The organism is Microbacterium sp. (assembly GCF_052099035.1).
GTDB lineage: Bacteria > Actinomycetota > Actinomycetes > Actinomycetales > Microbacteriaceae > Microbacterium.
Map to the genome: position 1 here is coordinate 13,571 of NZ_JBQDSX010000029.1, position 26,132 is coordinate 39,702.

Consider the following 26,132-nt stretch of genomic DNA (forward strand, 5'->3'; position numbering starts at 1 on the left):
CACGCGGTCAGCACCGCGATGACCGCGATGAGGATGCCGTTGCCGAGCTTGCCCGCACCGGAGACGATCTCCAGGCCGTGACCGATCTGCAAGGCGCCAAGTCCGAGCGAGGCCGCCGTGCCGAACAGCGTCACGATGATCGAGAAGATGTCGATGGTACGGCCGATGGGACCCGTGGTGCGATTCTCTCCCAGGAGCGGGGCGAAGATCGATGAGATGAGAGGGGTGCGACCACGGCGGTATGCCCCGTAGGCGATCGCCCCGCCCACGAGAGCGTAGAAGGCCCAGGCCTGCGGGCCCCAGTGATAGAGCACCTGCACCTGGGCGGTGTGCATGGCGTCGAGTGTGTTCGCCTCCACGGTGCCCGGTGGCGGTGACTCGAACATCGTGAGCGGCTCGGCCGCGCCCCAGAACACCAGCCCGATTCCCATGCCCGCGGCGAACAGCATCGAGATCCACGAGAACATCGAATACTCGGGAACCTCGTCGTCGCGTCCGAGCGGGATGCGGCCGAACTTGCTGAAGCCGATGAACAGCATGAAGAACAGCACGATGGTGGCGATGACGGTGAAGAAAACGCCGAAGTATTCGAGAACCCAGTCGAGCACCGCCTTGCTCGTGCCGGCGAGGTTGTCACCGGCGAACACGCCCCAGGCGATGAAGGCGAGCATCAGCGTGATGGCTACACCGAAGACGAGCGGATCGGTGCGGTACGTGCGACCGGTCGATTCGACCGAGACGCCGGGGACCAGCGCCGGGTGCAAGCCCCGCGGCGGGGCTACGGAAAGGTCGTGCACGATCTTGCGCGCCGCATTCGTGGACTTCGCCACTGCGCCCTGCGGAACGCTGCCTGTTGTGGGCGGGCCGCCACGGTGAGACTCAGAGGGTTTCGACTGATCGCCGGGTGTATCCATGCCAGACATACTGGCATGGATACCGGCGGGCGCGTGTTTACATCGTCACTCCGGAACGGAGCGCACCACCCGCGCCGGGGAGCCGACGACGATTGCGCCGGCCGGCACGTCTTTCGTCACGACGGATGCCGCGCCCACCACCGCGTCATCGCCGACCGTGACCCCGGGCAGAATCGTCGCATTCGCGCCGATCCAGACGTTCCGGCCGATGGTGACGCGGGCGGGATGCATGTCGGCACGACGGCTCGGGGCAAGGTCGTGATTCAGCGTGGCGATGACGACGTTGTGTCCGATGAGGCAGTCGTCGCCGATCGTGATTCCGCCCTGGTCCTGGAAGCGGCATCCGGAGTTGATGAACACCCGCTTGCCGAGCGTGATGTTCTTGCCGAAGTCCGAGGTGAAGGGTGGGAAGAGCGTGACTGTCTCGTCCACAGGCTTGCCGATCAGATCCGCAAGGAGTTCACGCACGCGCTCTGGCTCGTGATAGCTGCCGTTGAGCTCACCGGTGATGCGCTGGGCATCCTGGCTGGCGAGGTGCATCACCTCGTGCAGCGGTGAGTCAGCGGTGATGGTGCGTCCAGCATCCATGGCATCCAGAAGATCCTGCAGTTCCATGGCGCCCAGCCTACGTCTCCCGCTCAGTGCCGACTCGGTCGCCCCTGGCGACCGAACAGCCCGGCGAACACGGCATGCGCGAGCGGGACGAGAGAGATCGAGAGCAGCACGATCCCCAGCGGAAGGGCGGGCACGATCAGCACCGCGCCGCCGATCGCGAGGCCGGCGAACAGCACGGCCGACACCACTCGCAGACCGATGCCCACGAGAACGTCCATGCGGTGCTCGAGCCGTGAGGTGTCGAACGAGACCGTGCCGTCTTCGATCTGGGTGATGACGGCATCGATACGACCGGGCAGCCGGGCCGTCGTGCTCACGGACTCCCAGGCATGTTCGGCGAGGGCCTTCACCGTATTGCCGGTCTCGTCCCGCAGCAACTGGCCCGCGAACGGTTCGACCGCGTCCCAGACGTTGAACTTCGGGTCGAGTCCGCTGCACATCCCCGAGGTCAGGGACACTGCGCGGAAGAGCAGGAGCATTCCCTCGGGAAGCTGGAACGGAAGCGAGCGGACGGTATCGCCGAACTCGTGCGCGAAGTCGCGGAATTCACGCGGGTCGACGGTGCTCAGCTCGGCGAAGCCCATCCCGCCGAAGCGTGCGAACAGCTGGGTCACGGCGCGCTCGAAGCTCTTCGTGTCGGCGGATGGCAGCAGCACGCCGACCTCCTGCACCGCGTCGACGAGCCGCTTGCCGTCGCGGGAGCCGACCGCGATCACCAGCCCCCGCAGTCCCGCGCGCAGTCCCTCGGGCACTTCGCCCATCATCCCGAAGTCGATGAAGGTCAGTCGCCACGCCGGCGCGTCAGCATCCACCCCTTCGACGGGCTGACCGACCGGCGTCACGAAAATGTTGCCCGGGTGCGGGTCGGCGTGGAAGAAGCTGTGCGTGAACACCTGCTCGAACATCACCTCGGCGAACAGGTCGGCGACCTCGGCCGGGTCGATGCCCGCGGCGCGCAGTGCGTCGGTATCGTTGATCTTGATCGCGGTGACATCCGACAGGGTCAGCACTCGGCGGGTGGTGCGCTCCCACGCGACGAGCGGGGCGGCGACCCGCGGATTATCCGCAAAATTCTCCGTGAAGCGTTCGGCGCTGGCGGCCTCGTGCAGATAGTCGATCTCTTCCAGGCTGGTGTGGGCGAACTCCTCGACGAGGGCGGGAGCGTCAACGCGGTCCGACACGATCCGGATGCGTCGCAGCCAGCCGCCCACTTTGCGCAGGGCCGCAAGATCGACTGCGATGATCTCGTCGATTCCGGGGCGCTGCACCTTCACGACGACGTCGGCGAAGCCCGTATCGGCGGCGTCGAGGTCGGAAAGGCGGGCGCGATGCGCCTGGCCGAGGGATGCCGCAGCCACCGGCACCTCGTCGAACCAGGCGTACGCGCGATCGAGAGGAACACCGAGCTCGGCTTCAGCCCGCCTCTTGATATCGGCGAACGGGACAGCCGGAACCTCGTCCTGCAGCCCGGCAAGCTCCGCGGTGATTTCGGGCGGGAGCACGTCCATGCGGGACGAGAGGAACTGTCCGACCTTGATCATGAGGCCGCCGAGCTCGACGGCGAGCACGTGGAATCGCTCGGCGAGGCGCCGCATCCGATCTGGACGAGTGCGTTCGCTGACCCGGGCGAATCCGAAGCGGGGCAGGAACAGTTCGAACCACCACAGCTGCACGAGTTGCGCAGATGCGAAGCGAAGGATGCGTCGGTAGCGAGCGCGGTGCGGCTGTGCCTGCGGGGGCAGGGGGTGCTGCTCGTCAGCCATGGCGCCCCTCTGCGGTTCAGTCCTGGGCAAGGATCGCGTACAGCTTACGCCGGGCGTCGTCGAGGACTTCCACAGCCTTGTCGATCTGCTCGGAGTCGCCGCTGCGCGCGAACTGCGCGGCCGCCCCAGCGAGGTCCATTCCGGCCTTCGCCAGTGCCGCGTGGTGGTGAGCGCCGCGGCTGCTGTCGCTGGACTTCCACGGAGCCGGAGCATCCGCTTCATCGGCCACGGCGCGACCGGCTTCGGTGAGCGAGTACGTCTTTCGGCCGTTCTGCTCTTCGGCGGAGACGAGACCTTCGTCGGCGAGCAGCTGCAGGGTCGGATAGACGGAACCCGCGCTCGGCTTCCACGATCCGCCGGAGCGATCTTCGATCTCGCGGATGATCTGGTAGCCGTGCATGGGTTCCTCGGCGAGCAGGCTGAGGACTGCCGCCCGGACGTCACCGCGCGCCATGCGCGTGGATCCGCCGGGGCGCTGGTCGAAGGATTTGCGGAGCTGGTCGAGGGCATCGAAGATCGCCGCTCCCGGACCACCTGATCCGCCGGATCCGCCGAAAGGCGAACCGGATCCGAAACCGCCGGTGGGGAATGAACCGTTCATGTTGACCTCCTGAAGACGAGCGATAGTCAACGATATATCGTTAGCCGCATGCAGGGAACCCGATCGTCGCCCGATCACTGTTCGTTCACCCGATGTTTGACCACGGGAGACTTGCATTCCCTATGCTGTCTGACAGCGGTGTCATAATCCGCGGTCCCCCACCACAGTTACGGAGGCAACGCATGCTCGCCGATGCGCCCAATCAGCCGAAGTCATCCCCGCGACAACGGCGCACCCTCATCGCGGGAGGCGTCATCGCCGTCCTCGCCACGTCCTCAGCACTCGTGACACCGGTCGCGTATGCTGCCGAGGCATCCACGCTGTCAGCATTCGATGCCGTCGACCCATTCATCGGCACCGAGATGAACGACACCAACACCGGCCGCGGCAACGACCACTACGGCAACACTTTTCCCGGAGCAACGGTCCCGTTCGGCATGGTGCAGTCCAGCCCGACCACATTCGAGACCGAGACCGGCGAGCAGTACGGCGGGTACGAATACCAGGCCGACCAGATCCGCGGGTTCGGCATGACGCGTCTGTCGGGCACTGGATGCCGCTCCAACTTCGGCGGCTTCGACTTCCCGGTGCTCCCGTTCACCGACGAGCTCGCCGACGACACGCTACCGTCGAATCCGGCATCCGCGATCGACGATTACTTCCTCGATTTCTCTCACGAGGGCGAGATCGCCGAGCCCGGCTACTATTCGGTCGACCTCGAAGGCGTGCAGGCCGAACTGACCAGCACCACCCGCACTGCGGTCAGCCGCTACTCGTTCGACGACAACGCCACCCTGCTCTTCGAAGCGGGCGGATCCAACAACGACGTGCACGCATCGGACATCACGTTCGACCCCAGCACCGGTGAGCTCAGCGGTACGGTGAACGCGAACATCGTCTGCAACGGCGGTTCGCAGTACACCGCCCACTTCTCCGCGACCTTCGACCAGCCCGTCGAGTCGTACGGCGCCTGGACTCCGGACGGCGCAGCGGCGGGAGCGACAACCGCCTCGGCAGCGACCAAGCACGGCGCCGGCGCCTGGCTGACCTTCGCCGACGGCACAGATGTCACCGCGAAAATCGGTCTGAGCTACGTCTCTGTTGACGGCGCCCGAGCCAACGCGGCGACTGAGACCGAGACGCTCGACTTCGACGGCGCCCGTTCCACGGCTCGCGCGACCTGGGAGGAGGCGCTCGGTTCGATCGATGCCACCGGAGGCAGCGACCGCGACCGCATCACCTTCTACACCTCGCTGTACCACTCGCTGCTGCACCCGAACACCTTCCAGGACGTCGATGGAAGTTATGTCGGCTACGACGGCGAACTGCAGCAGGTCGAAGAGGGACGCGACTTCTACGTGAACTTCTCCGGTTGGGACACCTATCGCGGGCAGTCGCAGCTGGTGGCAATGCTCTTCCCCGATCGTGCGAGCGACATCAACCAGTCGATCGTGGACATGGTGTCGCAGTCCGGCAAGTGGACGAGCTGGCCGACCTACAACCAGATCCAGACGAAGATGAGTGGCGACTCTCTGCAGAACATCATCGCGGCGACAGATGACTTCGGCTCGACGGACTACGACCGCGAGACGGCTCTGGCCACGATGCTCGAGACGCAGACGCTGCCGATGGCGAACACCGGGCGTTCGGATGCTGTGATGTACGGCATCCAGGGGTGGGTCGACGGCGACAAGAAGGGCGCTGCCACCTCTCGCACTCTGGAGTACGCGACGAACGACTTCGCTATCGCGCAGATGGCGGAGCGACTCGGCAACGAGGCCGCCTACGAGCAGTTCTCGGTCCGCTCGCAGAACTGGAAGAACGTCTTCAACTACAGCCGTGAGCACATCGACGCCCGTAACCGCAACGGCTTCATGAACACGTCGCTCACGACGCAGGGCGCGCAGTTCGAGCAGTCCACCGGCCTGCAGTACGGCTTCAACGTGACGCACAACATGAAGGACCTCATCGAAGCGCGCGGCGGCGTGGAGAAGGCGACGACGGAGCTCGACAGCATCCTGCGCGATCTGGATGGTGGCGCATTCAGCGATGCTGCGTACATTGCCAACCAGCCGAGCTTCGGGCTGCCGTGGGTGTACAACTGGCTGCAGGCTCCGCACAAGACGACCGACACGCTGTACCGCGCAGCCGACGAGCTGTTCACCACTGCTCCGGACGGCCTGGCCGGCAACGACGACCTCGGCTCGTTGAGCGCCTGGTACGTCTGGGCCAACATCGGGCTGATGCCAGCGATCTGGGGCACGGCCGACCTGCTGGTCTCCGCGCCCATGTTCGAACGCATCGAGATCAACTCGGTGGGCTCAGATCGCTCGATCACGATCAACGCACCCGATGCGGGCGACGCCAGCAAGTACACCACGGCGCTGTCTGTGAATGGCACGGCGCAGTCGGCATCCTGGTTGCCAGCAGACTTCGCGCGCAGCGGCGGCACGCTCGACTTCACCATGGGCGCCACCCGCGGAGCGTGGGGCACCGGTGCGGACGATGTCCCGCCGTCGTACCGCGACGGCGTCGACGCTCGCAACTCCGTGGGCGTCACGGACGATGGTGCGGTGAACATGGGCGGTCTGGATGCCGGTGGCGTCAGCCTCTCGCGTCAGGACCTCGAGAAGGCCGGCGTCACCGCCGGCAGTGAGATCCCGCTCGGCGAGACCGGCGTGGTCTTCACCTGGCCCGACACCGCGGCCGGCGAGATGGACCACTGGATCCCCAGCGGCCAAGTGCTCGAGTTCGGTGACACCGCGGCATCCGGCATCTCCTTCATGGGGCTTGCGACGAACGGACCATCGCGCGGCACCGCAGTGGTGACCTACTCCGATGGCAGCTCGCAGAATGTCGACGTGCGGCTGAGCGACTGGGTGCCCGGCAATGTCGAGGCGGGCAATTTCCGCCTGATCGACCTCACGAAGCGCAACTCGCTCAGTGGCGGATCCGACACGACCAAGCCGACCGTCTTCGGCACGTCCGTCGTGCCGCTGGATGCGACGAAGACCGTGCGCAGCGTGACTCTGCCGACCGAGGTCAGCAAGGGCATCATGCATGTCTTCGACGTGGCACTGCGCCCGGTCAACACTGTTGATCCCGAAGAGCCGACACTGCCGACGCGTCCGGACCCGCAGGAGCCGACCGCGCCGACGATCCCCGAGCCGACCGATCTGGATGGCGCCCCGGTGGTGGATGGCGACGCTGAATGGCGTTTCCACGACACCGCCGACGACCCGGCTGCCGGCCTGGAATCGAAGACCGAGTGGACTGCCGCGGACTACGACGACGCGTCGTGGAAGACCGGCACCACGAGCTTCGGTGCCAAGAACGGCAACATCGCCGATCTCGGTGGCGGGTTCACTCCGAACACACTCGTTTCGCAGTACAAGGAGGACGGCAAGAATGTCGAGACGTTCTTCTTCCGCACGACGTTCGATATCTCGGAGGACGACCTCGCGCGGATCACACAGCTGAACGGCGAGGTCGCCTACGATGATGCGGCTCGCGTGTACGTCAACGGTCAGCAGGTGGGCGGCTTCGCCGATGAGCGGATCGATGCCAGCGAGACCAGCAACATGGTCTACGCCGGTGGCAACGGGTCGGCCCCGCAGACGGGATCGTTCACGGTTCCGGCATCCGCTCTGCAGGCGGGTGCGAACACGATCTCGGTGCAGGTGCACAACACGAACGACAACAGCTCGGATGTGTTCATGCAGCTGCGTTCGCTGACGATCGCCGCGAAGGATGCTCCGGCAGCCATCGCGGATGTGCTCCTGCACGTCGGTGCGGATGAGACGCAGCGCAACCTGACCTTCTACACCGACCGCGAGATCGAGGCGCAGGTGCAGGTCGCACCGGCATCGGCGCGCACCGGCGAGCTGTTCCCGGTCGAGGATGCACGCGTGATCGATGCGGCGACGGCGGAGGCTCGCGACGGCCGGTTCTCGAATCAGGTCGTCATCGATGAGCTGAAGGAGGAGACGGCTTACCTGTACCGGGTCGGCAATGACGAGATGGGCTGGTCGCGCTCGTACGAGCTGTGGACCGGAACGTTCGATGACACGTACAGCTTCGTGTTCCTCACGGATGCTCAGATCGGCGCATCCGGCAGCTGGGAGAACGATCGTGACCGCTGGGCCGCATCGCTCGACCAGATCGATCAGTTCGAAAAGGATGCGTCGATGATCGTGAGCGGTGGTGACCAGGTCGAGTCGCACACGTCCGAGAACGAGTACGCCTCGCTGATCGCGCCGGAGCTGCTCAAGCAGTTGCCGTTCCAGGCCACGGTGGGCAACCACGACAACCAGTCGAACCAGTTCAACTCGCACTTCTTCACACCGAATCGCTCGCAGACCCACGGGTACGAGAGCCAGGAGGGCCGTGCCGGAGGCGACTACTGGTACACCTACAACGGGGTGCTCTACCTCAACATCAACACGAATGCGCGCAGCGCCGATGAAGAGGACCACGCCGCGTTCCTGCGCTCGGTGGTCGAGGACCAGGGCGAAGCAGCGAACTGGATCGTGGTGAGCATGCACCACTCGCTGTACTCGGCGGCGTTCCACTCGGTCGAGCAGGACGTCATCGAACGGCGTGAGGCTCTCGCGCCGGTGTTCAGCGAGTTGGGTGTCGATCTGGTGCTCGCCGGCCACGACCACATCTACACGCGCAGCTATCTCATGGATGGCACGACCCCGGTCGGCGATCGTGCTGAGCAGGAGCAGTCGGGTGTGACGCTGGCGGCTGAGGAGGGTCAGGTCCTCTACGTGACCGGGAACTCTTCCAGCGGCAGCAAGTTCTATGGTCTGGATGCTGCCTCCCCCGAGGCTGCGATCAAGAACCAGTCGAACCAGCCGCAGTACACCGATGTCGACGTGTCGCCAGCGGCGATCACGCTGACGACGTATCAGACGATGGATCGCACGGTGATCGACGAGGTCACGCTGACGCGCACGGTCGACGATGAGAAGGGTCCGGAATTCGCGGGTCTGGATGCTGAGTCGGAGGTCGCCCAGGGGCAGCCGTTCGAGCCACTCGCCGGCGTCACCGCCACGGATGAGATCGATGGCGATGTCACTGCCGCGATCGAGGTCTCCGGCGACGTCGACGTGCGCACCCCCGGTGCGTACACGCTGACGTACCGGGTCACGGATGCGGCGGGCAATGCGACGGAGTTCGAGCGGATGGTGACGGTGACCGCGGTCGAGCCGACGTTCAGCGGTGTTCCGCCGACCCGTGAGGTCGTCTCGGGCGAGGAATTTGACGAACTCGAGGGGATATCGGCCATGGATGCCAATGGTGAGGACATCACCGATCGCATCACGGTCGAGCTCGTCGAGTCCCGAGCGTTCGCGCGGATGGTGTCGCCTGCTGTCGACAGCTACACGCTGGTCTACACGGTCACCGACGACTACGGCACGACTGCCGTGGCCGAAAGCGCAGTGGTCGTCGTGAGCGGGTCGGCGCCCACCGATCCCGGTCAGGGCGGGGATTCCAGCACAGGCACGGGTGGATCTGCGATGGACGACGGCGCACTGGCTACAACCGGTGGCGCGGCCACGGCCCTCTGGGTCTTGGGAGTTCTCGCACTGCTCGCCGGTGCCGGGTTGCTGATTCGGCGCCGGATCACTCGGGTCTGAGACTCAGCCGGTACGAAGCGGGGCCCGGAGATTCTCTGCGGGCCCCGCTTCTGCGTCCCGAAGACAATGACGCGCAGTGTCAGGCGTTGGATCGCAGCAGGAACTCCTCGACCTCAGCGGCGGTCGGAGCCGTCGTCGGCCCGCGTCGGGTGACCTTGATCGCGGCGGCGGCGTTGGCGCGGAGACAGGCATCGACCCAGGTCGCGCCGGTGGCGATGCTGGCGAGCAGCGCGCCGGTGTGAGTGTCGCCGGCGCCGTTGGTGTCGACCGGGGTCTGCGGGAAGCCGGGAACGTAGGTCGCCTCGCCTGCCACGTGCACCGTGCACCCCTCCGCGCCGTCGCGGACGATGGTGACAGCCTCGGCGCGCAGCACCGGCGCGAGAGCCTGGGCTTGGGCGGCGATCTCGCGTCCACCGGCAGTCACCGGCACCGACAGCGCGGCCAGAAGATCGGTTGCCTCTTCGGCGTTGCTGGTCCAGACATCGGTGCGTGCGAGCATCGTGTCGCGCACGTCGGCGGGCAGCTCGGCGAATGCGGCGCCGGGGTCGAGCACGACCACAGCGGCTTCCGGGAGCGATGCCAGCCAATCCAGCAACGGGTCGCGGGTCTGCGCCACGGCCAGCGAGTACCCGGTGACGCAGATGAGGTCACCGGGATGGACGTCGGCGGTCGCGAGGGAGTCGACGGTGATGTCGCGCTCGGCGCCGAGCGTCGTGACGAAGGTGCGCTCGGCGGTCGGTTCGACCAGCACGACGCACACCCCCGTGTCTTGCGTGGTCACCGGAGGGGCGGATGCCGTGATGCCGTCGACGGCGAGCGCGGCGCGGATCAGGTCGCCGTTCGGGCCGGTGCCGAGGGCTCCGGCGTGCACGCACTGCGCGCCGAGGCGGGCTGCCGCCAGGAGCACCGTGACGGCCCCGCCCGCGTACTGGGCGACGGAGGCAGCCATCACGTTCTGCCCTCGCGCCGGAAGATCTGGAACTTCGATGGTCAGATCGACCAGAGCCTGCCCGGCGTGGATGACACGTGGTGCGGTGCGCATGCGGTCAGCATATCCAGTGCGGTTCACGCAGCACCCCGTTCGAGAGATCGGTAAGGCCGAGCATCCCGCTCGTTACTCGTGTTTACACATGCTAAACCTGATTACATCGTGCCATACTCAGGTTTATGAACGATTTCGAAGACAGCTCAACACCACCGCTGTCCTGGCCTGCGCACGGCATCGAGACCGTTCCGTGGCACCAGCAGGTCCGAGGCGGCACACGAGCCGATCGCATGATGTCTTCGGTAGATGCGACGATCCCTCCACTGATCTCCTCCCTCGACTACACCCCACCATTGGCGACGATCATTGCATCAGAGGATGCTCTTCTCGCCGTTGCACAGACCGATACCGACGCTCAAGGACACTCGGCCGCCCTGAGCCGTTTCATGATCAGGACGGAATCCGTGGCGTCGTCGAAGATCGAGCGAATCTCCGCCAGTGCCGTCGACTATGCGAAGGCACTGTCAGGAAACCGCTCGAACGCCTCCGCCACGAGCATGGTGGCGGCAAGCTCCGCGTTGCACGGGCTCGTGACGACGACGGGCGAGAACGGCCGGTTCGCGCTCGATGATCTGCTCACGGCTCACCACGCTCTGATGCAGGACGATCCCCACGAAGTCGCATACGCCGGCCGCATACGAGATATGCAGAACTGGATCGGCGGCAGTGACCACTCACCTCGCGACGCACTGCATGTTCCTCCTGCACCAGAGCGAGTGCAGGCGTTGTTGGAAGACCTCATCGACTACCTCAACCGCGACGACGTCCCAGTGATGGTGCAGGCTGCGATCGCCCATGCTCAGTTCGAATCGATACACGCGTTCACCGACGGCAACGGCCGTATCGGGCGCGCCCTGGTGTCGGCCACGCTCCGCCGCAGAGGAGTGACTCGCCACACTGTCGTCCCTATCGCGAGCGGCCTCTTAGCGAAGCGCGACGACTACTTCGCGGCTCTCGGGGAGTACCGGCGTGGGAAGCCGGCACCGCTGATCGAGCTGTTCGCACGCTCCGCGCACGCCGCAGCGGTCTGCTCACGCGACTCGATCGCACGCATCAAGGCACTCCCAGACGAGTGGAACACGGAACTGCACCCCCGTGCCGGTTCGGCAGTCGCATCGCTCATCCCCGCCTTCTACGATCACCCCGTGATGGCATCGGCCGAGATCGAGCAGCGCTCCGGCGCATCAGAGCAGCAGACGTACAAGGCGATCACGCAGCTTGCGAACGCGGGCTTCATTCAGGAGATCACCGGTCGCAAGCGGGATCGCGTGTGGGTCGCCGCAGAGTTGCTCGCCGAACTCGATGACCTCGACCGGCGCATCCAGACCGAGATGAACAGGTGACGTCATCACTCGCTCCGACGTGCACCGCAACACTCACTCCCGTTTCTCCCGCCCCTGCAGCGCCCAGGCGAACAGCACCGCCACGATTCCCGCGAGTGGCACGACGAGCAGCCCGGCACGCAGGCCAGCGTTATCCGCGACGAGCCCGACGATCGGCGGTGAGAACAGGAACCCCAGTCGCAGCAGCCACGACACGATCGTCAACCCCGCACCGTGCTTGAGACCCGGCAGGTCGTCGGCGACGTTCATGGCCGCGGGGATGAGCGTGGCGACACCGTAACCCGCAGCCGCGAAGCCGATGATCGTGCCCGGGATCGAGGGGAAGGCGAGCGCGAGTCCCATGCCGACCGAGGCGATGAGCCCTCCGGCGATCGCGACGGCACGCTGACCAAAACGGTCGGTCAGACGGTCGCCGACGAGGCGTCCGATGAACTGGGCGCCGACGAGAGCGATGTATCCGGTGGCGGCCAGGGCCGCCGGGGCATCGAGCGAGGTGGCAAGGTAGAGGGTCGCCCAGGACATTCCAGCATCCTCGACGAGCGCGCCCGCAATCGAGATCAGCACCAGCGCGACGATGATGATGACGGTCTTCGCGGTGATGCGTTGCAGGGCGCCACCGATCTCCTCGCCGCCGGCGATCGCGTCCTCCTCGGTGCGGTCGTCGCGGCCGGAGAGGCACAGGCGCAGAGCGATGAGCGAGACGATGCAGAAGATCACTGCCGAGATGATCAGATGGATGCCGATGGGCAGACCGGTCGCGATCGCCACAGCCGCCATCGATCCGCCGAGAACCGCACCGATCGACCAGATCGCGTGGAATGAGTTGATGATCGAGCGGCCGAAGCCCCGCTGCACGCGCAGGCCGTGGGCGTTCTGGGCGACGTCGGTGATGGCATCCGCGGCGCCGCCGATAAACAGGCCGAGTGCAAAAAAGAGGATGGACGGGGAGAAGCCGGCGGCGAGGATACCCAGGCTGGTGATGATGGTTCCGACGACCGCGACCTTCGCCGAGCCGAAGCGGCGGATGAACATCGCCGCGGCCAGCCCCGCAACGATCGCGCCGGCAGGGAAGGCTGCAATCGCGAGGCCGTAGGTGGCAGCATCCAGACCGAGCGCCGCCTTGATCTCGGGATAGCGCGGCAGGATGTTGGCGAACAGTGCGCCGTTGGTGAGGAACAGCAGCGCGACGCCGACGCGGGCGCGACGCAGGGCCGGTTCGACGGCGGGGGAAGCAGACACATACATGACCGTATCGGTCACAGCAGACACCATCGGCGCTGGCCGCGTACCGTTATTTCGGAGAAGTGCAGCTTCTTCGCAGAGAAAGCCCGCTTCTGCTCCGAAGAACGTGCACATCTCCGAGCGAAGTGCCCGGAAAGCGGCCGCAGACGACCACGCTCAGACGCGGCAACTCTAAGCCGAGCGCCGCACCGTGATCGGATCGAAGGCCTCGCCGACCGCGTAGGCGAGCTTCGGAAAGCTTTCGGTCACGGTGCGCCAGAGGAGGTCAGCATCCACTCGGTCGTAGTGATGCACGACGAAATCGCGCTGCCGAGCCGCCTGACGCCAGATCGGATCTGTGAAGCGTTCCGCGTCTGCCGCGAGAAGCCGCTTCGCGAGGTCGCCTACGCGATTCGAGAGCGCCTCGAACGCCAATGACACGGCCGGATCCGTATCGAAAGCCTCGCGCCCACGAGCCGACAGCTCGGCAGCCGTATTGAGAGTGGCACGGAGATCGTCAAGCCAGCGCGGAACCCGCGCATCTTCATTCACAGCGGAATCGCTTCATTCAGGATGCGCGCATCTCGCTTCTTCTCGAGGGATGCGACGGACACTGCCGATACGGGGGTTCCAACAAGGACTTCCATGTCCATCTCGAACTGTGCAATATCGAACAAAGTGGCGTCTTCTGTGGGTGTCACCAGCAGGTCGAGATCACTTTCTGCGGTTTGATCGCCACGAGCGACGGAACCGTAGACCTTGACCTCACCGAGGTGTGCGGCATGTGCGAGCCTCTCGATCACAGGTTTCAGCCTGCGCACGTACTGCAAGGTCACTCGCGTCGACGGGTGATTAAGGATCCGCCGGTACTCGTCGACTGAGAGCATCACGACCTCGGGTTTGCGATGGGACCCGATCGTAACCGGAGTCGCGGTGGGATCGTCGCGGAGTCCGGCGATGAGGCGCGACAGGCCCGCGCGCGCATTGGCAACGGAGACGACTTCCATATCAATCCTTGTACATAAATATGTACAAGTTTACCAGGTGTGGCCACGGGACGGTCTTCATCACGTATCGAACGCGATTGAGTGCTCGCGGGCTCAGCCGCAGATGTTGCAGACGCCGCTCACGGAGAGAATCATTCCGCAGGTCGGGCACGGACGCTCGGCCTCTTCGCGCTTACGTTGACGCGAGTTGCGGCCACCGTCGCGGAGCTTGTTGTACGGAAACGCGACGCCCTCTTGAGTGCCGTCGTCGTTGCGGAACCACACGTACCCCTTGTTGATCCACGCTGTGGGTCGCTCGCCGCCGCGCGGAATCATGGCGATGTAGGTGCGGCTCGGAGGCAGGTAGAACGTTTCGAAGTCTTTGCTGGCGACGAAGTCGCGTGCCGCGGTGATGTTCTCCACAGACAGCCGGAACGCATCCATTGCCGGCTCAAAAGAGTCGAAGGTCAGTCGACCAATCTTCGACTCGAGTCCAGTGATCGTGTACCCGAGTTCACTGAGCCACTTCGCTGCACCGGTCCTGCCACCGGAGAAGTCTTCGTTCGTCAGATGCTCGCCGTGCTCGCGCTCGTACGCCGCCGCGAAGATTGCTTTCGAGTCGTAGTTCCCGTTCTCGGTGACGACGAAGTACTCCTTCGCCTCGCCAAAACCGTACTTCTCCAAGAACCCAAAACGGCCGAGACGGTCGAACTCGTCGAGTGCGTCTTCGACGGACTGACGGCCAGTGAGCGTTGCGATTGATCCCATGATCGGATGCTATCGGGATGGTCGGACGTTCCAGTCACCGCGCCCGCCGCGACGAACAGCGAGACGCCACAACCAATGTCCGAGGCCCCCTCTACCTTGATCCTCAGCTGGTCCGCACGGGCCCTGGAACCCTTCCCGAGTTCCCGAATCGCGCCCTGATTCTGGGCGATATTCGTCGTGCGTGCGTACCCGCGCTCCACGGCATCCGTCGTGGGGCAGGCCGGTGCTCCACGCACACTCCTGAAGGAGAATCACATGTCCGTACCCAACCCTCCCGCTGCTCCCTCTCCGCAGCAGATGCCTCCGCCCATGCCGCCTGCGGGCCCGTCGGCATCCGCCCCGAAGAAGACGAATACGCTCGCGCTCGTCGCGCTCATCGTCGCCGCCGTGGGCTTCATCTTCGCGTGCATCCCTGGCGCACTGATCGTCGGCTGGATCCTCCTGCCGATCGCCTTCGTCCTCAGCATCGTGTCGCTGTTCCTCAAGGGCGACCGCAAGTGGATGGGCGTCGTCGGCCTGATCGTCTCGATCGTGGGGACGATCGTCGGCTTCGTCGTGTTCTTCGCCGTGGTCGCGAATGCGGCGAGCGAGGCGTTCGACGAGATCGGCAGCGGTGACACGACGGTCACGCAGCCGGTCGAAGAGGATGCCGAGGTCGCAGTAGACGAAGAGCCCACGGATACCGCGGAGCAGGGCACACGCGAGAACCCGTATCCGCTGGCGTCGCAGATCAGCTCGAACGACTGGACCGTCGTCGTGAACAGTTACACGGCGGACGGCGCGGCAGCGGTGGCCGACGGCAACATGTTCAACGAAGCGGCCCCCGCCGGATCGCACTACGAGATCGTGAACTACACGGTCACGTACACGGGCGACGAGTCGGGGCTTGCCGCCGAGGTCGGGGTCGCCGTCGTCACGAGCGCCGGCAACGTTGTCGACAGCTTCGACAACTTCGTCTCGTTGGCCGATAGCTTCGGCATGGACGAGCTGTACAACGGCGCATCCGCCACCGGGTCGGCGGCGTTCCTCGTACCCGACGGCGAGACGGTGCTGATCCGGGTTCGTCCCGGGATGCTCGCGGACGAGGTCTTCGTTCAGCCGTAAGGCGTGAAGTGCGGCGGGGCCCGGGCTGGGGAGCCGGGCTCCGCTGCTTTCAGTGGGTTACGCGGCAGTAAGCGGCCGCACGTCGTGCGTCTTATTCGCAAGCTCGCGGGCAAGGTCATGATTCGACTGCATCGCAAGCCACGAGCGGGCAGTGCCAACACCCGCGTACTCCAGGCGCACGGCGAGGTTCGCGCTGATCGCCGCGTGTTCGTTGAGCACCCGGCTGAGCGCGACGCGAGACATTCCGAGACGCGACGCAGCTTCGGCGACCGTGAGCCCCAGCTCTGCGATCACGTCTTCCCGAAGAAGTGCGCCGGGATGCGGTGGATTCTTCATCATGTGCTCTCTCCCCTTCAGTGATAGTCCTGGTAGTCGACGAGTTCGACGTCTTGCCCGATGAATCGGAAAGTGACTCGCCAATTCCCGTTCACCCAGATCGACCAGTACCCGGCCAGCGACCCTTTGAGCTCGTGCAATCGAAACGATGGGATGCTCAGGTCTGCGGCGTTCTGTGCGACATCAAGCGCCGCCAGCAGACGGGTCAACTTCGCTGCGTGCGCGGGCTGGATGCCTTTCTTCGAACCGTCCCGATAGAGCAACTCCAGCCCCTTGTGGCGGAAGCTCACGATCATTGTTCAACTGTAACGCGTAACGCATCGCGTTACAACTGTAGTCGGGACTAGATCGAGCCCTCCCAGCGTCCGTCCGAACCAAGTCAGTCGGAGCAACCGCACGAGCCATTCGCATGAAACGTCATGAAGCACTCAGGACATGTTCCGTAGTCACGGTGTTCTCTCGACGAGGAGGCGCCCGCTGAAGCCGAGCCCCGATTGGCCGGGTGGGTGATGCCCCAAAGCCCTTTTCGAGAGCTCTCCCATCGGTGAACATCACCGGCAACGTCGATAACTTCGTCTTCGGATATGAAGCCACCGCTCCATCCGTAGGCGATGTGCAAGTCGGGTCCGCCGCCAGAGCGCACCGCCTTGATATACCCCGACGTCTGGTAGAGCGCCGAAATGCCTACTGTCTCGACAAAGCGTCGTATGAGTGCGTGGTTTTCCAGGGGAACGCGAAAAGACTGAAGCGCTTGGTCCAGTGATTCGTACTTGCGCCGACCCGCAGAGGCCGGTTGCGAACGATCGGCCGAACTGTCCGGTGCGAGCGACTGATCCATACGCGTTCTCCTATATAACGATCGTGCGTTCTGACTCTAGGTCACTTCTGCCGATGCAAATCCGATCGCAGCCCGGTCCAAATCCCGCTCAGTTCGCAATCACCACACACCGGTACCGAGCCCGCGTCAGCCCGACGTACAGCAGGTCGAACCAGTCGAGTCCTTCGCGCTGCACGAAGGCCACACCATCATCACCGATGTCGGTCAGGATGACCGCTTCAGCGTCGAGCCCCTTGTACTTGAAGATCGATCCCCAGCGAACCCGACCAGACGGCGCTTTCGGCGATGCAATCGGTCGTGGCGCTGCGGTCACCTCGACCGAGGCGCCGGTTGTCGTCGAATCGACAGGTCCGAGATCCGCCCCGGCGACGGGATCGACCTTGAGCCTCTCGCGCAGCCATCGCTCGTCCTTGGTGAAGTGTTCGGCCACGAGCAGACGGCCCGCCAGCGAGTTGTGGGCGCCGAAGGGACTGAGAATGACAATGTCGTGCGCCTGATAGTGCTCGAGAAGCTCGCGCAATGACTCGGCAAGCGCAGCCGACGCTGATCCGGTCACGGCCTTCACCGTCAACGGCGTCTCGAGCGTGGAGGTGACACGGTGCCCGCGATAGCCGAACTGACGGGACAGCAGTGATTCGGCAGACGTCGTTAGCGCCCCGACCTGACGCAGCCCGCGACGAAGGGCCACGTGCATGAGGTCAGGAATCCGATCCCGAGCAATCTCATAAGGATCGACTCGTGCGGTGCTCGGTCGAAGAATCTGCTGCCGCGCATCCCCAGCGAAAGCGAATTTCACCGTGTCCGCCGAACCGCCCCGCCCCAATGCGAACAGAAGGTCCAGGACGGCCGGGAACCCTGCGATGTCTTGGAACTCATCGACGCATATGGCGTCGTAATCGCCGCGCGTCGGATCCACATGAAGTGCCTCGAGCGCCAACGCTGGAAGTTCCTGCGTGTACCAGTCCTGAGATGCGCCCTCGGGATTCTCATCGAGGCCCGCGAGACGGAGCATCAAGGCGTTGAGATCATCGACCACGATGTCCCGCTGGTTATGGAGAGCGTCCCGCAGTTCGTCTGCCATGAGAAGGTTCCAGCACGTGACGAGCGTGCGATGACTGGCCCGCCACCGCTTCGCGAGCTGAGTGATCAGATAGCTCTTTCCCGTTCCCGCTGGCCCGTCGAAGTACACGTGGTCGTTGCGCTCGATCATCTCGAGCACAATGCGCTGCTCTTTCAGCAGACGGCTCTCATCGTCCAACCGTTCGAGCTTGCGATCCGCGAGCGACCGGCCACCGGCGAAATCACCGAGCAATGCTCGCGCGATCTCATCCACGTGATCGGGTGTCATCACTGCCGGATCGTGCTCGACGTCGTCGATCCCGGAGTACCAGGAATCGTGCTCGTCGAGGAGATGCTCAATAGCCGAAATGGGATGCTGCAGATCAGAGCGCCATGCGAGCTCCCACTCGAAGAACTGCATGTCACCGGGCGAGCCGTTCTTGAACAGGTGCCGGTCGAGTGACGTAAACCAGACGAGCCGGGCGATCGGTTCTGCACCGTTGAGAATCTCCCGCTGCTTGAGGTACCCGCGCAGGCTCCGGATGCTTCCGTCGAGCTGAGCCAGTGGGCTCTTGCCCGGGTTCGGCACGCGATCGAGCCGCCAGTCGCCGTCTTTGTACTCGACGTACTCCGGGCTCTTCGCTTCGATCACGACGATCCCCCGCCCGGGAATCAGAACGATGAAGTCCGCTTCGCCCTGGAACTGTGCTGCATGACGCCTGACCTCCAGGCTGTGCAGCACAATCCAGTCATCAGCATTGTGTGCTCCGGCGAACGCATCGAAGATGCGTTTCTCGGATACGTTCGCGCCGTTGCGAGGGCGTTCGGGAATCATCCGGGTCATGAGTGGATGCTACTGAGGAAAAGAGTCGTCGGCGGACGCACGCCCGCGTCCGCTCACTGCGAGATGATCAAACCATGGATTCTCCGTCGTATCTGAGCATGTTCGCCATGCCGAAGCCGGTGCGCATCACCGGGCGAAGTTCAAGCATCACCAACTCATTCGTCAACGGCGTGATCCCTGTGGTCAAGCCAACGGAAGCAGAGGTGCGCGACGCACTCGATGCGTTGGGAATGCTCGACGGCGTCTTCTGCGCATATTGCGGCGATACCGCGACCGAGTGGGACCACCTGCGTCCCCTAGTCGAGAAGCAGCGGCCCACGGGGTACATCTCCGAGATTCACAATCTCGTGCCGGCATGCGGCAAATGCAATCAGAGCAAGGGCAATAAGAATTGGCTCATCTGGATGCGAAGCAGCGCGCGCTTGTCCCCGCTCTCACGCGGCATCCACGATATTGATGCACGAATCGCGCGGCTCCAGGCATATGAGCAGCGTGGCACCCCGACCCAGATCGACTTCGAAGCCACGGTCGGGGACGAACTCTGGCAACGCCACTGGGATCATCACAAGCGAATCCTCGCGCTCATGCGAAAAGCCGATGACGACGCACAAGAGATCAAACTGCGGGTGAAGGAAGCTCACGATGCCAAACGCGCTGCGCAAGGCCCCACCGACGATGTCCCCCATCTGCGCTAGACAGGTCACATGCCCTCTCTGATCGCCTGGCTGGATGCCTCCAGCGAAGAACAACGTCGGATGCGCGACATCATCCGGTTGTTCTCCGATCGCGATAGCCGCGATGAGCTCGGCCTCGGCCAGATCCGTGATGCGCTGGGTGACGGCTTGTTCCCCGGCACATCGACTCTGCATACCCGCGCACGTTACCTCCTCTTCATCCCATGGATCTTCCAACTCGCATCCCGCCATAAAGACCCCGCCGCCGAGGCCGACCGGCTCGAGCGCAAACTCATCGCCACGATGCGCGAGACCGACGACTACGCCGGCCTGCTGGGACTCCAAGCGGGCAGCAGGTTGAAGACGCTCCCGTCGTCGATCTACTGGTCGATGCTGCGCCGATATCGCATTCTCCGAGACCCGTCACTGACTCAGCGCAACGCGCTCACGTTCGAGGGGAGAGCACTCGGCTTCGACGAGCTCGACGACGCGGCCGGCAGCCGCTTCCGCGCGTGGTCGACGACGATGCCGCCGGCCCCCGACGGGTTCCCGAACACGGTCGATGGCGGGTTCGCGCTCCGCCCCGAAGAAGCCGGATGGCTCCGTGATCGCATCCTCGACGAAGCATCCGGAACGGTCCTTGCCCACTTCGTCATCCATCGGCCCGAGGACGACAGTCCCGCACCATGGCTCGATGCCGCCGCGCTGACGCTCAGCGGCGAGCCGCACGAGCTTCTCGAGCACGCTCAAACGTTCTCGACGGTGATGCACGGTGCGCAGCTGCTCTACAACCTCATGCTCGCCGAGCAGTACGAATCTGCCGGGTTCGACTCGATCGACTCGTCCGCAGACGCGTACCGCGAGCGCCTCGACCGGTGGTCGGCGACGCTGCCGGGCGCTGTCAATGTGGATGCTTGGAACGTCGAAGACCTGTTTGCACGAGTCGCCGTCATCCGCAGCACACCCGTCCACCCGCGATCGGCTCAGTTCGTCCGCGAATGGCTGGCTTTCTTGAGGACCACCGATCTCGCACGCATCAGCAGCGACGATGCGGCGCGAGCATTCATCACTCACCGTGAGAAGCAGACCAAGGGCGCTCAAGCGCGGATCGGAAACCGACGGCGTCTCCAAACCTGGGGCGGTACGTCTGGTGCGGGCGCTCTGACGTTCCGGTGGCCGACAGTCCGCGGCATCCTCCTCGATATTCATGACGGACTCGCACGCCCCTATGAGGCTGACAATGCTTGAACCACAGACCCGCGCAACGCTCACCGAGCAGCTCGCGCCGCCGAGCGGATTCGAGCTCTCGTACGCGGTGGGCACCACGTTCACCATCGATCTCGTGACAGCGCTGAGCGTCCCCCTGTCGTTCGCCTCGCGCCATGTGTCCTCGGCCGATGACAAGATCGGCGTACTCGACGCGGTGCGCCGCAGCGCCGACCGCATCGATGTCTTTCCGCAGGCGGGTGAGATCGCGATGGGCAGCCCATCCGATCTCGTGGCGTTCCTTGAGCCGATGCTCCACCCCGTCAAGGCACCCCGCGGACTTTTCCACCCGAAGGTGTGGTTCCTTGAGTACCGATCGGGCGAGCGCTACGCGTACAGATTCCTCTGCGCGAGCCGCAACCTCACAGAGGACCGCAGCTGGGACACGCTCGTTCGTCTCGACGGCACGATCACCGACGAGAAGCACGCCAGCAATAAGCCGCTTGTCGAGTTGCTGCGCGCGCTGCCGACTCTCGCCGTTCAGAACCTCCCGCCAGAGCGACGCGCGAACATCGACCGACTCGCAGAGCACTTCCACCACGTGCGCTGGGAACTGCCCAGTGATGTGCGCAGCGTCGACTTCCACGTACTCGGACTTCCTGGATCCGAACTCCCCGACGTTTCCGGCATCCGCAGTCTGATCGTCTCGCCTTTCGTTTCGGATGATGGATTGCGGATGCTGCGCACCGGCGTCCGCCGGAAGACCCACTTGCTGTCGCGCGCAGCCTCCATCGACCGCCTGTCGCCGGAATCGTTCGACGACACGTTGTCGACCTATGTGCTCGACGACGCGGCGATCATCGATGATGATGATGAAGCGAGCGCCCAGCGTGACCATCTCAGCGGACTTCACGCGAAGGTCGTCGTGGTGGACCGGTTCGAAGGATCCCAGGTGCTGATCGGGTCGGCGAACGCGACGGATGCTGCGTGGAACGCCAACGTCGAAGTGATGATTCGGCTCACCGGACCGACGCCGCGGCTCGGCGTCGAAGCGACTCTCACCGCCCTCGGCGAGTTGAAGGAAGAGTATGTCTCCGTCGGTGGCGAGGAGGAATCGGCGGACGAAGAAGCTCAGCGGCAGCTGGAAACACTCGTGCGCCACCTGGCAGAGCTGCGTTTCACCGCTCGCGTGCTGCCCGGTGATCCATGGTCACTCCGCGTATGGGCGGACGGAGCAGCGAAGCAGGTTGACCGGCTCACCCGCGCTGGTGTGAGTGTCCGGTGGCATCTCCTTACGCGCGCTGATCTCGGCGGTAGCACTCTGGCAGCCGATGAAGACGAAACCTCCTCGATCGGTCCCGTTCCTCTGACCGACATCACACCGTTCATCGTGATCGTCGCCCGCGACAGCGATGAGAACGAGCGTCGCACGATCGTGCTCGCTGAGCTGCTCGACGATGTCCCCTCCCGCAAAGAAGCGATCATCGCCCGACAGCTCACGGACCGCGCCGCCTTCCTCCGGCTGCTCGCCCTGTTGCTCGACCTCGGCGAAAACGCAATATTCGGCGGAGGCGGAGGCGGCTTCACCCCGGACAGTGCCGCATCACCCTCAGAAGGTTCCGGGCTGTTCGAAGCACTCGTCCGTGCCGTCGGCAACGGAAACCACGGGCTTGCCGACGCCCGGCGAATCATCGATTTCGTGCGCGAGCACGATGATGCACGCGACTTGCTCCCCGACGGGTTCGAAACGCTCTGGTCCAACGTGTGGCAAGCACACCAGACGCTTACGAGGAGGCGCTGATGGCTGCTTTCGATGCCTCCACCGTCATGGAGGGCCTCAAGGCCTTCCAGCAAGACACCGTGAACCACGTCTTCGACCGGTTCTATGGCCCGTCGAGCGCGGATGCATCCGGTCGTTTTCTTGTCGCCGATGAGACAGGACTCGGCAAAAGCATCGTCGCGCGCGGCGTGATCGCGCGTGCAATCGAACATCTCGAGAACGTGGACGATATCGACCGCATCGACATCGTCTACATCTGCAGCAATGTCGACCTCGCCGCGCAGAACCTTCGACGGCTGAACGTGACCGATCGCGAGCACATCGGCATGACGACCCGGCTCACCATGCTGGCGAAAGAGAGCCGCCGACTCAACGAGCAGGCTCCGGGCACGGGTAAGAAGGTCAATCTCGTCTCATTCACGCCGGGGACATCGTTCAGCGATGGCGGCTGGCGTCAGGGTTCCGCGCCAGAGCGCGCCATGCTGACGCTCATCCTCGATCAGCTCGTCAACGAGACCTCGTCAGATCGTCGAATCACTCGGATGCTGATGCAGGGAGCCGTCCGTTCCAAGAGCAGCTTCAGGTACACGATCAACCACCTGAAAGATGACCTCCATGGGTCGCCGGACCCGGTCATCGTGGGCGCCTTCGAGAAGCTCATCCGGGCGGACGGATCGCTCACGCAGTTCCTCACGCTCCGCGAGCAGCTGCGCGGAAAACAAAAACTTCCCGCCGAACTCTGGCAGGAGACGCAGAAGCTGATCGCGGCGTTCCGGCACTCGCTCGCCAAAGCCGGCGTCGACACGTTGGAACCGGACCTGATCATCCTCGACGAGTTTCAGCGGTTCCGGCAGCTCCTCGACCCTCGCACCGGTGACGCCGCAGAGCTCGCCCACGCGCTCTTCGACCATGCAGACGCGCGGGTCCTCCTTCTCTCGGCAACGCCGTACAAACCGTTCACGAACGCATCCGACACGGAAGACGACCATTACAAGGACTTCCTCGCAACAGTGAGGTTCCTCGCCGGCGGAGAAGAAGGTGCCGAGGGCAAGGCCGCCCAGGCGCTCGCGGACTATCGGCAGTCGCTCGTCCTCGGACAGGATGCTCACGTGCCCGCCCAGCAGGTCAGAAACGAGCTGCTTCCGCTGATGACCAGGTGTGAGAGACCGCCGATCGGTGAGCGCGAGGACATGGTGCGTGTCCGGAACCTGGCGACCGCGAACCCGACCGTGGCCGACCTCAAGGGCTGGTCAGCGCTGCGAGAGCTCGGGGCGACGGTGAATGCTCCAATCGATCTGGAGTACTGGAAGTCGGTTCCCTACTTCGCGAGCTTCATGGATGGGTACAAGCCGGCCGAGCGGCTTCGTCAGCGTCTCGCCGAAGCCGACCCGCTCGCGGTCACGGCATTGGGCGCCGCAAGGACGCTGCCAGCTCAGTCGCTCGAGAACTTCGACCCCATCGACTTCGGCAACGGAAACCTTCGGGCATTGGCCGATGAGACAGTGTCGGCGGGTTGGTGGAAGCTCTTGTGGATCCCGCCGACGATGCCATATCTGGCGCCGGGGCAGATCTTCGAACCCCTCTCGGATGGCTCGGTCACCAAGCAGGTGCTGTTCTCGGCGTGGACCGCAGCGCCGACAGCGATCGCGTCGCTACTCAGCTACGAAGCCGACCGTCTCGCCGCTGGGGATAAGGAACTTCTCCGCAGCAACAATCCGGAAGCCCGCAGGGCTGTGAGCGCTCGTCTGCAGTACCGCCTCAACGAGGGGCGCCCCGCGGCGATGTCCACGCTTTCCTTGTTCTGGCCGCACGCTGCGCTTGCCAGTCGCAATGATGAACTGTCTGCTGCGCGCGCCGCGCAGGGTCGGGTGCAATCGTCAGACTTCATGGCCTCATTCGCCACTGCCAGCGATCAGGTGCCGGCGGAACAGGCCTGGCAGGCGTATTTCTCGGTTGCCGGCTTCGTTCCCGAAGGCATCAGCGCTGCCGATATCGACACGTTGACCATTCGTGAGGATGTTGAGGCTTCTGCGGGTTTCCGTGAACACGTCGCGGCGGCCGTCAGTACCGAGGATGCTGCATTCCATCCAGACCTCGCCGACCTCGCTGCCTTCGCGCCGGGGAACATCGCTTTCCGTGCTTTGAAAGCCATCTCCGGCCCAGAAGCGACGGCGGCTGGCGCATGGAAGGCAGCGTTCGTGCTCGCCGAGGGGCTCCGTACGCTCTTCAACAGGACCGAGACGATCGCCCTGCTCGAAACGCTCTACTCGGAGACGCAGCCGTATTGGAAGTACGTGCTCGCGTACTGCGCCGATGGCAATCTGCGTGCTGTGCTCGATGAGTACCTGTTTCAGCTCGTCAGTGAGCTCGGCACGGTCGAGCTTGACGATCGTGGCCTGATGCTCATCGCGCAACGCGCTGCCGAGGCCATGTCCCTGCGACCTGCGCGTTACGTCGCTCGTGACAACTCACCCGAGCGGAATGAGATCTCGCTGAGTGCGCGCTTCGCCGTGCGATACGGCGGACGCCAAGAGTCGGATGCCAACGAGCAGGCCGGCATCCGTCAGGGTGAGGTTCGCGCAGCGTTCAATAGTCCGTTCGCACCATTCGTGCTCGCGTCGACGAGCGTCGGGCAGGAGGGCATCGACTTCCATTGGTGGAGCCACTCGGTCGTGCACTGGAATCTGCCATCGAACCCGGTCGATTTCGAGCAGCGTGAGGGTCGGGTGAATCGCTTTGCCGGTCACGCCGTTCGTAAGAACGTCGCGCAGAAGCACTGGCCTCAAGTGCTCAAGTCGTCCGACTTGCGTGCGTGGCGGGCGGCGTTCGACGCGGCAGCCGGAGAAGACACGACTCTGGGCGAGTTCTCGCCGTGGTGGATGTACCCGGGACCAGCGCGTATTCACCGGGTGCTGAGCTGGTATCCGCTGAGCCGCGACATCGACCGTTACGAGCGGCTGCGTTCCGCGTTGACGTTGTATCGGCTTACGCTCGGGCAACCGCGACAGGAAGACATGGTCGAGATGCTTGCGCGACGCGGGGTCGATGCGACGGGGTTGCCGACGATTGATTTGCGGCCGCCGCGGCGGATCGTCCGAGCCGTCGATGCAACTGCGAGCTGAACACTGGTCCGCGGACGTTAGTCCCGGTACCGTCGCACCGCTGCCCGAATCTCATCCGCGTGAGCGTAGATCTCGTCAAGGCCATCGGCAGCGCTGCTGCGCCTCGCCGGGCATGTCCTCATCGAGCCGCACGACGAATGGAACGGCGCCGACCGCCGCTACTTCAGCGAGCACTCCATGAGGCTCCTGTTCACGACCGAAGAGGAGGCGGCGATCCCGGAACTCAACGCGGCATAATCAAAAGCACTGACCCGCACAGTGTCGAGAA

Annotated in this window: 20 protein-coding genes and 1 pseudogene; 8 read left to right on the forward strand and 13 right to left on the reverse strand. The window is 64.4% G+C overall.

The genetic code is table 11. The features are described 5' to 3' along the window. The 4 genes from ACTIAO_RS10365 to ACTIAO_RS10380 form a co-directional block, all read right to left on the reverse strand. Positions 1-914, reverse strand: a 914-nt coding sequence (locus ACTIAO_RS10365; protein ID WP_441906192.1) for a BCCT family transporter, incomplete at its 3' end; no start/stop codon positions are given. A gap of 45 nt (positions 915-959) precedes the next feature. After that, on the reverse strand, positions 960-1,529 hold the full coding sequence (locus tag ACTIAO_RS10370) for a sugar O-acetyltransferase (protein WP_441906193.1): 570 nt from the start codon (positions 1,527-1,529) through the stop codon (positions 960-962). Between the two features lie 23 nt (positions 1,530-1,552). Next, entirely contained in the window at positions 1,553-3,292 is a 1,740-nt protein-coding gene (locus ACTIAO_RS10375) for an ABC1 kinase family protein (RefSeq protein WP_441906194.1), read from the reverse strand. Between the two features lie 16 nt (positions 3,293-3,308). Beyond that, complete coding sequence (locus ACTIAO_RS10380; protein ID WP_441906195.1) at positions 3,309-3,893, reverse strand: PadR family transcriptional regulator; 585 nt, start codon at positions 3,891-3,893, stop codon at positions 3,309-3,311. Positions 3,894-4,075: 182 nt separating this feature from the next. Between ACTIAO_RS10380 and ACTIAO_RS10385 the strand changes: the two genes are divergently transcribed. Next, the gene (locus tag ACTIAO_RS10385) at positions 4,076-9,538 is read left to right on the forward strand and encodes a GH92 family glycosyl hydrolase (RefSeq protein ID WP_441906196.1); all 5,463 of its coding nucleotides are present in this window, start codon (positions 4,076-4,078) and stop codon (positions 9,536-9,538) included. Positions 9,539-9,617: 79 nt separating this feature from the next. Here the strand turns inward: ACTIAO_RS10385 and ACTIAO_RS10390 are convergent, their stop codons facing one another. After that, positions 9,618-10,580, reverse strand: a complete 963-nt coding sequence (locus tag ACTIAO_RS10390; RefSeq protein WP_441906197.1) for a PfkB family carbohydrate kinase — start codon at positions 10,578-10,580, stop codon at positions 9,618-9,620. 125 nt (positions 10,581-10,705) lie between these two features. Between ACTIAO_RS10390 and ACTIAO_RS10395 the strand changes: the two genes are divergently transcribed. Then, complete coding sequence (locus tag ACTIAO_RS10395) at positions 10,706-11,926, forward strand: Fic family protein (RefSeq protein WP_441906198.1); 1,221 nt, start codon at positions 10,706-10,708, stop codon at positions 11,924-11,926. Positions 11,927-11,959: 33 nt separating this feature from the next. Here ACTIAO_RS10395 and ACTIAO_RS10400 read toward each other — a convergent pair whose 3' ends face one another. From ACTIAO_RS10400 to ACTIAO_RS10415, 4 genes are all read right to left on the reverse strand, one after another. Continuing rightward, entirely contained in the window at positions 11,960-13,171 is a 1,212-nt protein-coding gene (locus ACTIAO_RS10400) for an MFS transporter (RefSeq protein WP_441906212.1), read from the reverse strand. Between the two features lie 168 nt (positions 13,172-13,339). Beyond that, on the reverse strand, positions 13,340-13,699 hold the full coding sequence (locus tag ACTIAO_RS10405; protein WP_441906199.1) for a HepT-like ribonuclease domain-containing protein: 360 nt from the start codon (positions 13,697-13,699) through the stop codon (positions 13,340-13,342). After that, a complete protein-coding gene (locus tag ACTIAO_RS10410) occupies positions 13,696-14,154 on the reverse strand; it encodes a nucleotidyltransferase domain-containing protein (protein ID WP_441906200.1) in 459 nt (152 codons plus the stop codon). Before ACTIAO_RS10410 ends, ACTIAO_RS10405 begins: the two co-directional genes overlap by 4 nt. 93 nt (positions 14,155-14,247) lie before the next feature. Then, the gene (locus tag ACTIAO_RS10415) at positions 14,248-14,901 is read right to left on the reverse strand and encodes a hypothetical protein (RefSeq protein WP_441906201.1); all 654 of its coding nucleotides are present in this window, start codon (positions 14,899-14,901) and stop codon (positions 14,248-14,250) included. A 255-nt stretch (positions 14,902-15,156) separates the two neighbouring features. Between ACTIAO_RS10415 and ACTIAO_RS10420 the strand changes: the two genes are divergently transcribed. Further along, a complete protein-coding gene (locus ACTIAO_RS10420) occupies positions 15,157-16,005 on the forward strand; it encodes a hypothetical protein (protein WP_441906202.1) in 849 nt (282 codons plus the stop codon). A 57-nt stretch (positions 16,006-16,062) separates the two neighbouring features. Here ACTIAO_RS10420 and ACTIAO_RS10425 read toward each other — a convergent pair whose 3' ends face one another. The 4 genes from ACTIAO_RS10425 to ACTIAO_RS10440 form a co-directional block, all read right to left on the reverse strand. Beyond that, entirely contained in the window at positions 16,063-16,344 is a 282-nt protein-coding gene (locus ACTIAO_RS10425) for a HigA family addiction module antitoxin (protein WP_441906203.1), read from the reverse strand. Between the two features lie 14 nt (positions 16,345-16,358). Then, on the reverse strand, positions 16,359-16,637 hold the full coding sequence (locus ACTIAO_RS10430) for a type II toxin-antitoxin system RelE/ParE family toxin (RefSeq protein WP_441906204.1): 279 nt from the start codon (positions 16,635-16,637) through the stop codon (positions 16,359-16,361). An 83-nt stretch (positions 16,638-16,720) separates the two neighbouring features. Then, positions 16,721-17,179 (reverse strand): hypothetical protein, encoded by a 459-nt coding sequence (locus tag ACTIAO_RS10435; RefSeq protein WP_441906205.1) that lies wholly within the window; start codon positions 17,177-17,179, stop codon positions 16,721-16,723. Positions 17,180-17,267: 88 nt separating this feature from the next. Then, on the reverse strand, positions 17,268-19,082 hold the full coding sequence (locus tag ACTIAO_RS10440; protein ID WP_441906206.1) for an NERD domain-containing protein: 1,815 nt from the start codon (positions 19,080-19,082) through the stop codon (positions 17,268-17,270). A 98-nt stretch (positions 19,083-19,180) separates the two neighbouring features. Here ACTIAO_RS10440 and ACTIAO_RS10445 point away from each other — a divergent pair, with 98 nt between their 5' ends. The 5 genes and pseudogenes from ACTIAO_RS10445 to ACTIAO_RS10465 all read left to right on the forward strand — a co-directional run. Then, entirely contained in the window at positions 19,181-19,777 is a 597-nt protein-coding gene (locus tag ACTIAO_RS10445; protein WP_441906207.1) for an HNH endonuclease, read from the forward strand. Between the two features lie 9 nt (positions 19,778-19,786). After that, a complete protein-coding gene (locus ACTIAO_RS10450) occupies positions 19,787-21,004 on the forward strand; it encodes a DUF6361 family protein (RefSeq protein WP_441906208.1) in 1,218 nt (405 codons plus the stop codon). Then, the gene (locus ACTIAO_RS10455; RefSeq protein WP_441906209.1) at positions 20,997-22,763 is read left to right on the forward strand and encodes a hypothetical protein; all 1,767 of its coding nucleotides are present in this window, start codon (positions 20,997-20,999) and stop codon (positions 22,761-22,763) included. The genes ACTIAO_RS10450 and ACTIAO_RS10455 overlap by 8 nt, the downstream gene beginning before the upstream one ends. After that, positions 22,763-25,864: a helicase-related protein gene (locus ACTIAO_RS10460; protein WP_441906210.1), complete on the forward strand. Its 3,102-nt coding sequence runs from the start codon at positions 22,763-22,765 to the stop codon at positions 25,862-25,864. Before ACTIAO_RS10455 ends, ACTIAO_RS10460 begins: the two co-directional genes overlap by 1 nt. A gap of 87 nt (positions 25,865-25,951) precedes the next feature. Further along, positions 25,952-26,101, forward strand: a pseudogene (locus ACTIAO_RS10465) (IS256 family transposase); the annotation flags it as partial. Positions 26,102-26,132: the final 31 nt, after the last annotated feature.

Excerpts from the sequence above, each read along its gene's own strand:
- ACTIAO_RS10440 (WP_441906206.1), bottom strand. The coding sequence starts at position 19,082 with ATGACCCGGATGATTCCCGAACGCCCTCGCAACGGCGCGAACGTATCC.
- ACTIAO_RS10455 (WP_441906209.1), top strand. The coding sequence starts at position 20,997 with ATGCTTGAACCACAGACCCGCGCAACGCTCACCGAGCAGCTCGCGCCG.
- ACTIAO_RS10395 (WP_441906198.1), top strand. The coding sequence starts at position 10,706 with ATGAACGATTTCGAAGACAGCTCAACACCACCGCTGTCCTGGCCTGCG.
- ACTIAO_RS10420 (WP_441906202.1), top strand. The coding sequence starts at position 15,157 with ATGTCCGTACCCAACCCTCCCGCTGCTCCCTCTCCGCAGCAGATGCCT.
- ACTIAO_RS10435 (WP_441906205.1), bottom strand. The coding sequence starts at position 17,179 with ATGGATCAGTCGCTCGCACCGGACAGTTCGGCCGATCGTTCGCAACCG.
- ACTIAO_RS10400 (WP_441906212.1), bottom strand. The coding sequence starts at position 13,171 with ATGTATGTGTCTGCTTCCCCCGCCGTCGAACCGGCCCTGCGTCGCGCC.
- ACTIAO_RS10380 (WP_441906195.1), bottom strand. The coding sequence starts at position 3,893 with ATGAACGGTTCATTCCCCACCGGCGGTTTCGGATCCGGTTCGCCTTTC.
- ACTIAO_RS10415 (WP_441906201.1), bottom strand. The coding sequence starts at position 14,901 with ATGGGATCAATCGCAACGCTCACTGGCCGTCAGTCCGTCGAAGACGCA.
- ACTIAO_RS10410 (WP_441906200.1), bottom strand. The coding sequence starts at position 14,154 with ATGGAAGTCGTCTCCGTTGCCAATGCGCGCGCGGGCCTGTCGCGCCTC.
- ACTIAO_RS10425 (WP_441906203.1), bottom strand. The coding sequence starts at position 16,344 with ATGATGAAGAATCCACCGCATCCCGGCGCACTTCTTCGGGAAGACGTG.
- ACTIAO_RS10460 (WP_441906210.1), top strand. The coding sequence starts at position 22,763 with ATGGCTGCTTTCGATGCCTCCACCGTCATGGAGGGCCTCAAGGCCTTC.
- ACTIAO_RS10445 (WP_441906207.1), top strand. The coding sequence starts at position 19,181 with ATGTTCGCCATGCCGAAGCCGGTGCGCATCACCGGGCGAAGTTCAAGC.
- ACTIAO_RS10375 (WP_441906194.1), bottom strand. The coding sequence starts at position 3,292 with ATGGCTGACGAGCAGCACCCCCTGCCCCCGCAGGCACAGCCGCACCGC.
- ACTIAO_RS10430 (WP_441906204.1), bottom strand. The coding sequence starts at position 16,637 with ATGATCGTGAGCTTCCGCCACAAGGGGCTGGAGTTGCTCTATCGGGAC.
- ACTIAO_RS10390 (WP_441906197.1), bottom strand. The coding sequence starts at position 10,580 with ATGCGCACCGCACCACGTGTCATCCACGCCGGGCAGGCTCTGGTCGAT.
- ACTIAO_RS10450 (WP_441906208.1), top strand. The coding sequence starts at position 19,787 with ATGCCCTCTCTGATCGCCTGGCTGGATGCCTCCAGCGAAGAACAACGT.
- ACTIAO_RS10385 (WP_441906196.1), top strand. The coding sequence starts at position 4,076 with ATGCTCGCCGATGCGCCCAATCAGCCGAAGTCATCCCCGCGACAACGG.
- ACTIAO_RS10370 (WP_441906193.1), bottom strand. The coding sequence starts at position 1,529 with ATGGAACTGCAGGATCTTCTGGATGCCATGGATGCTGGACGCACCATC.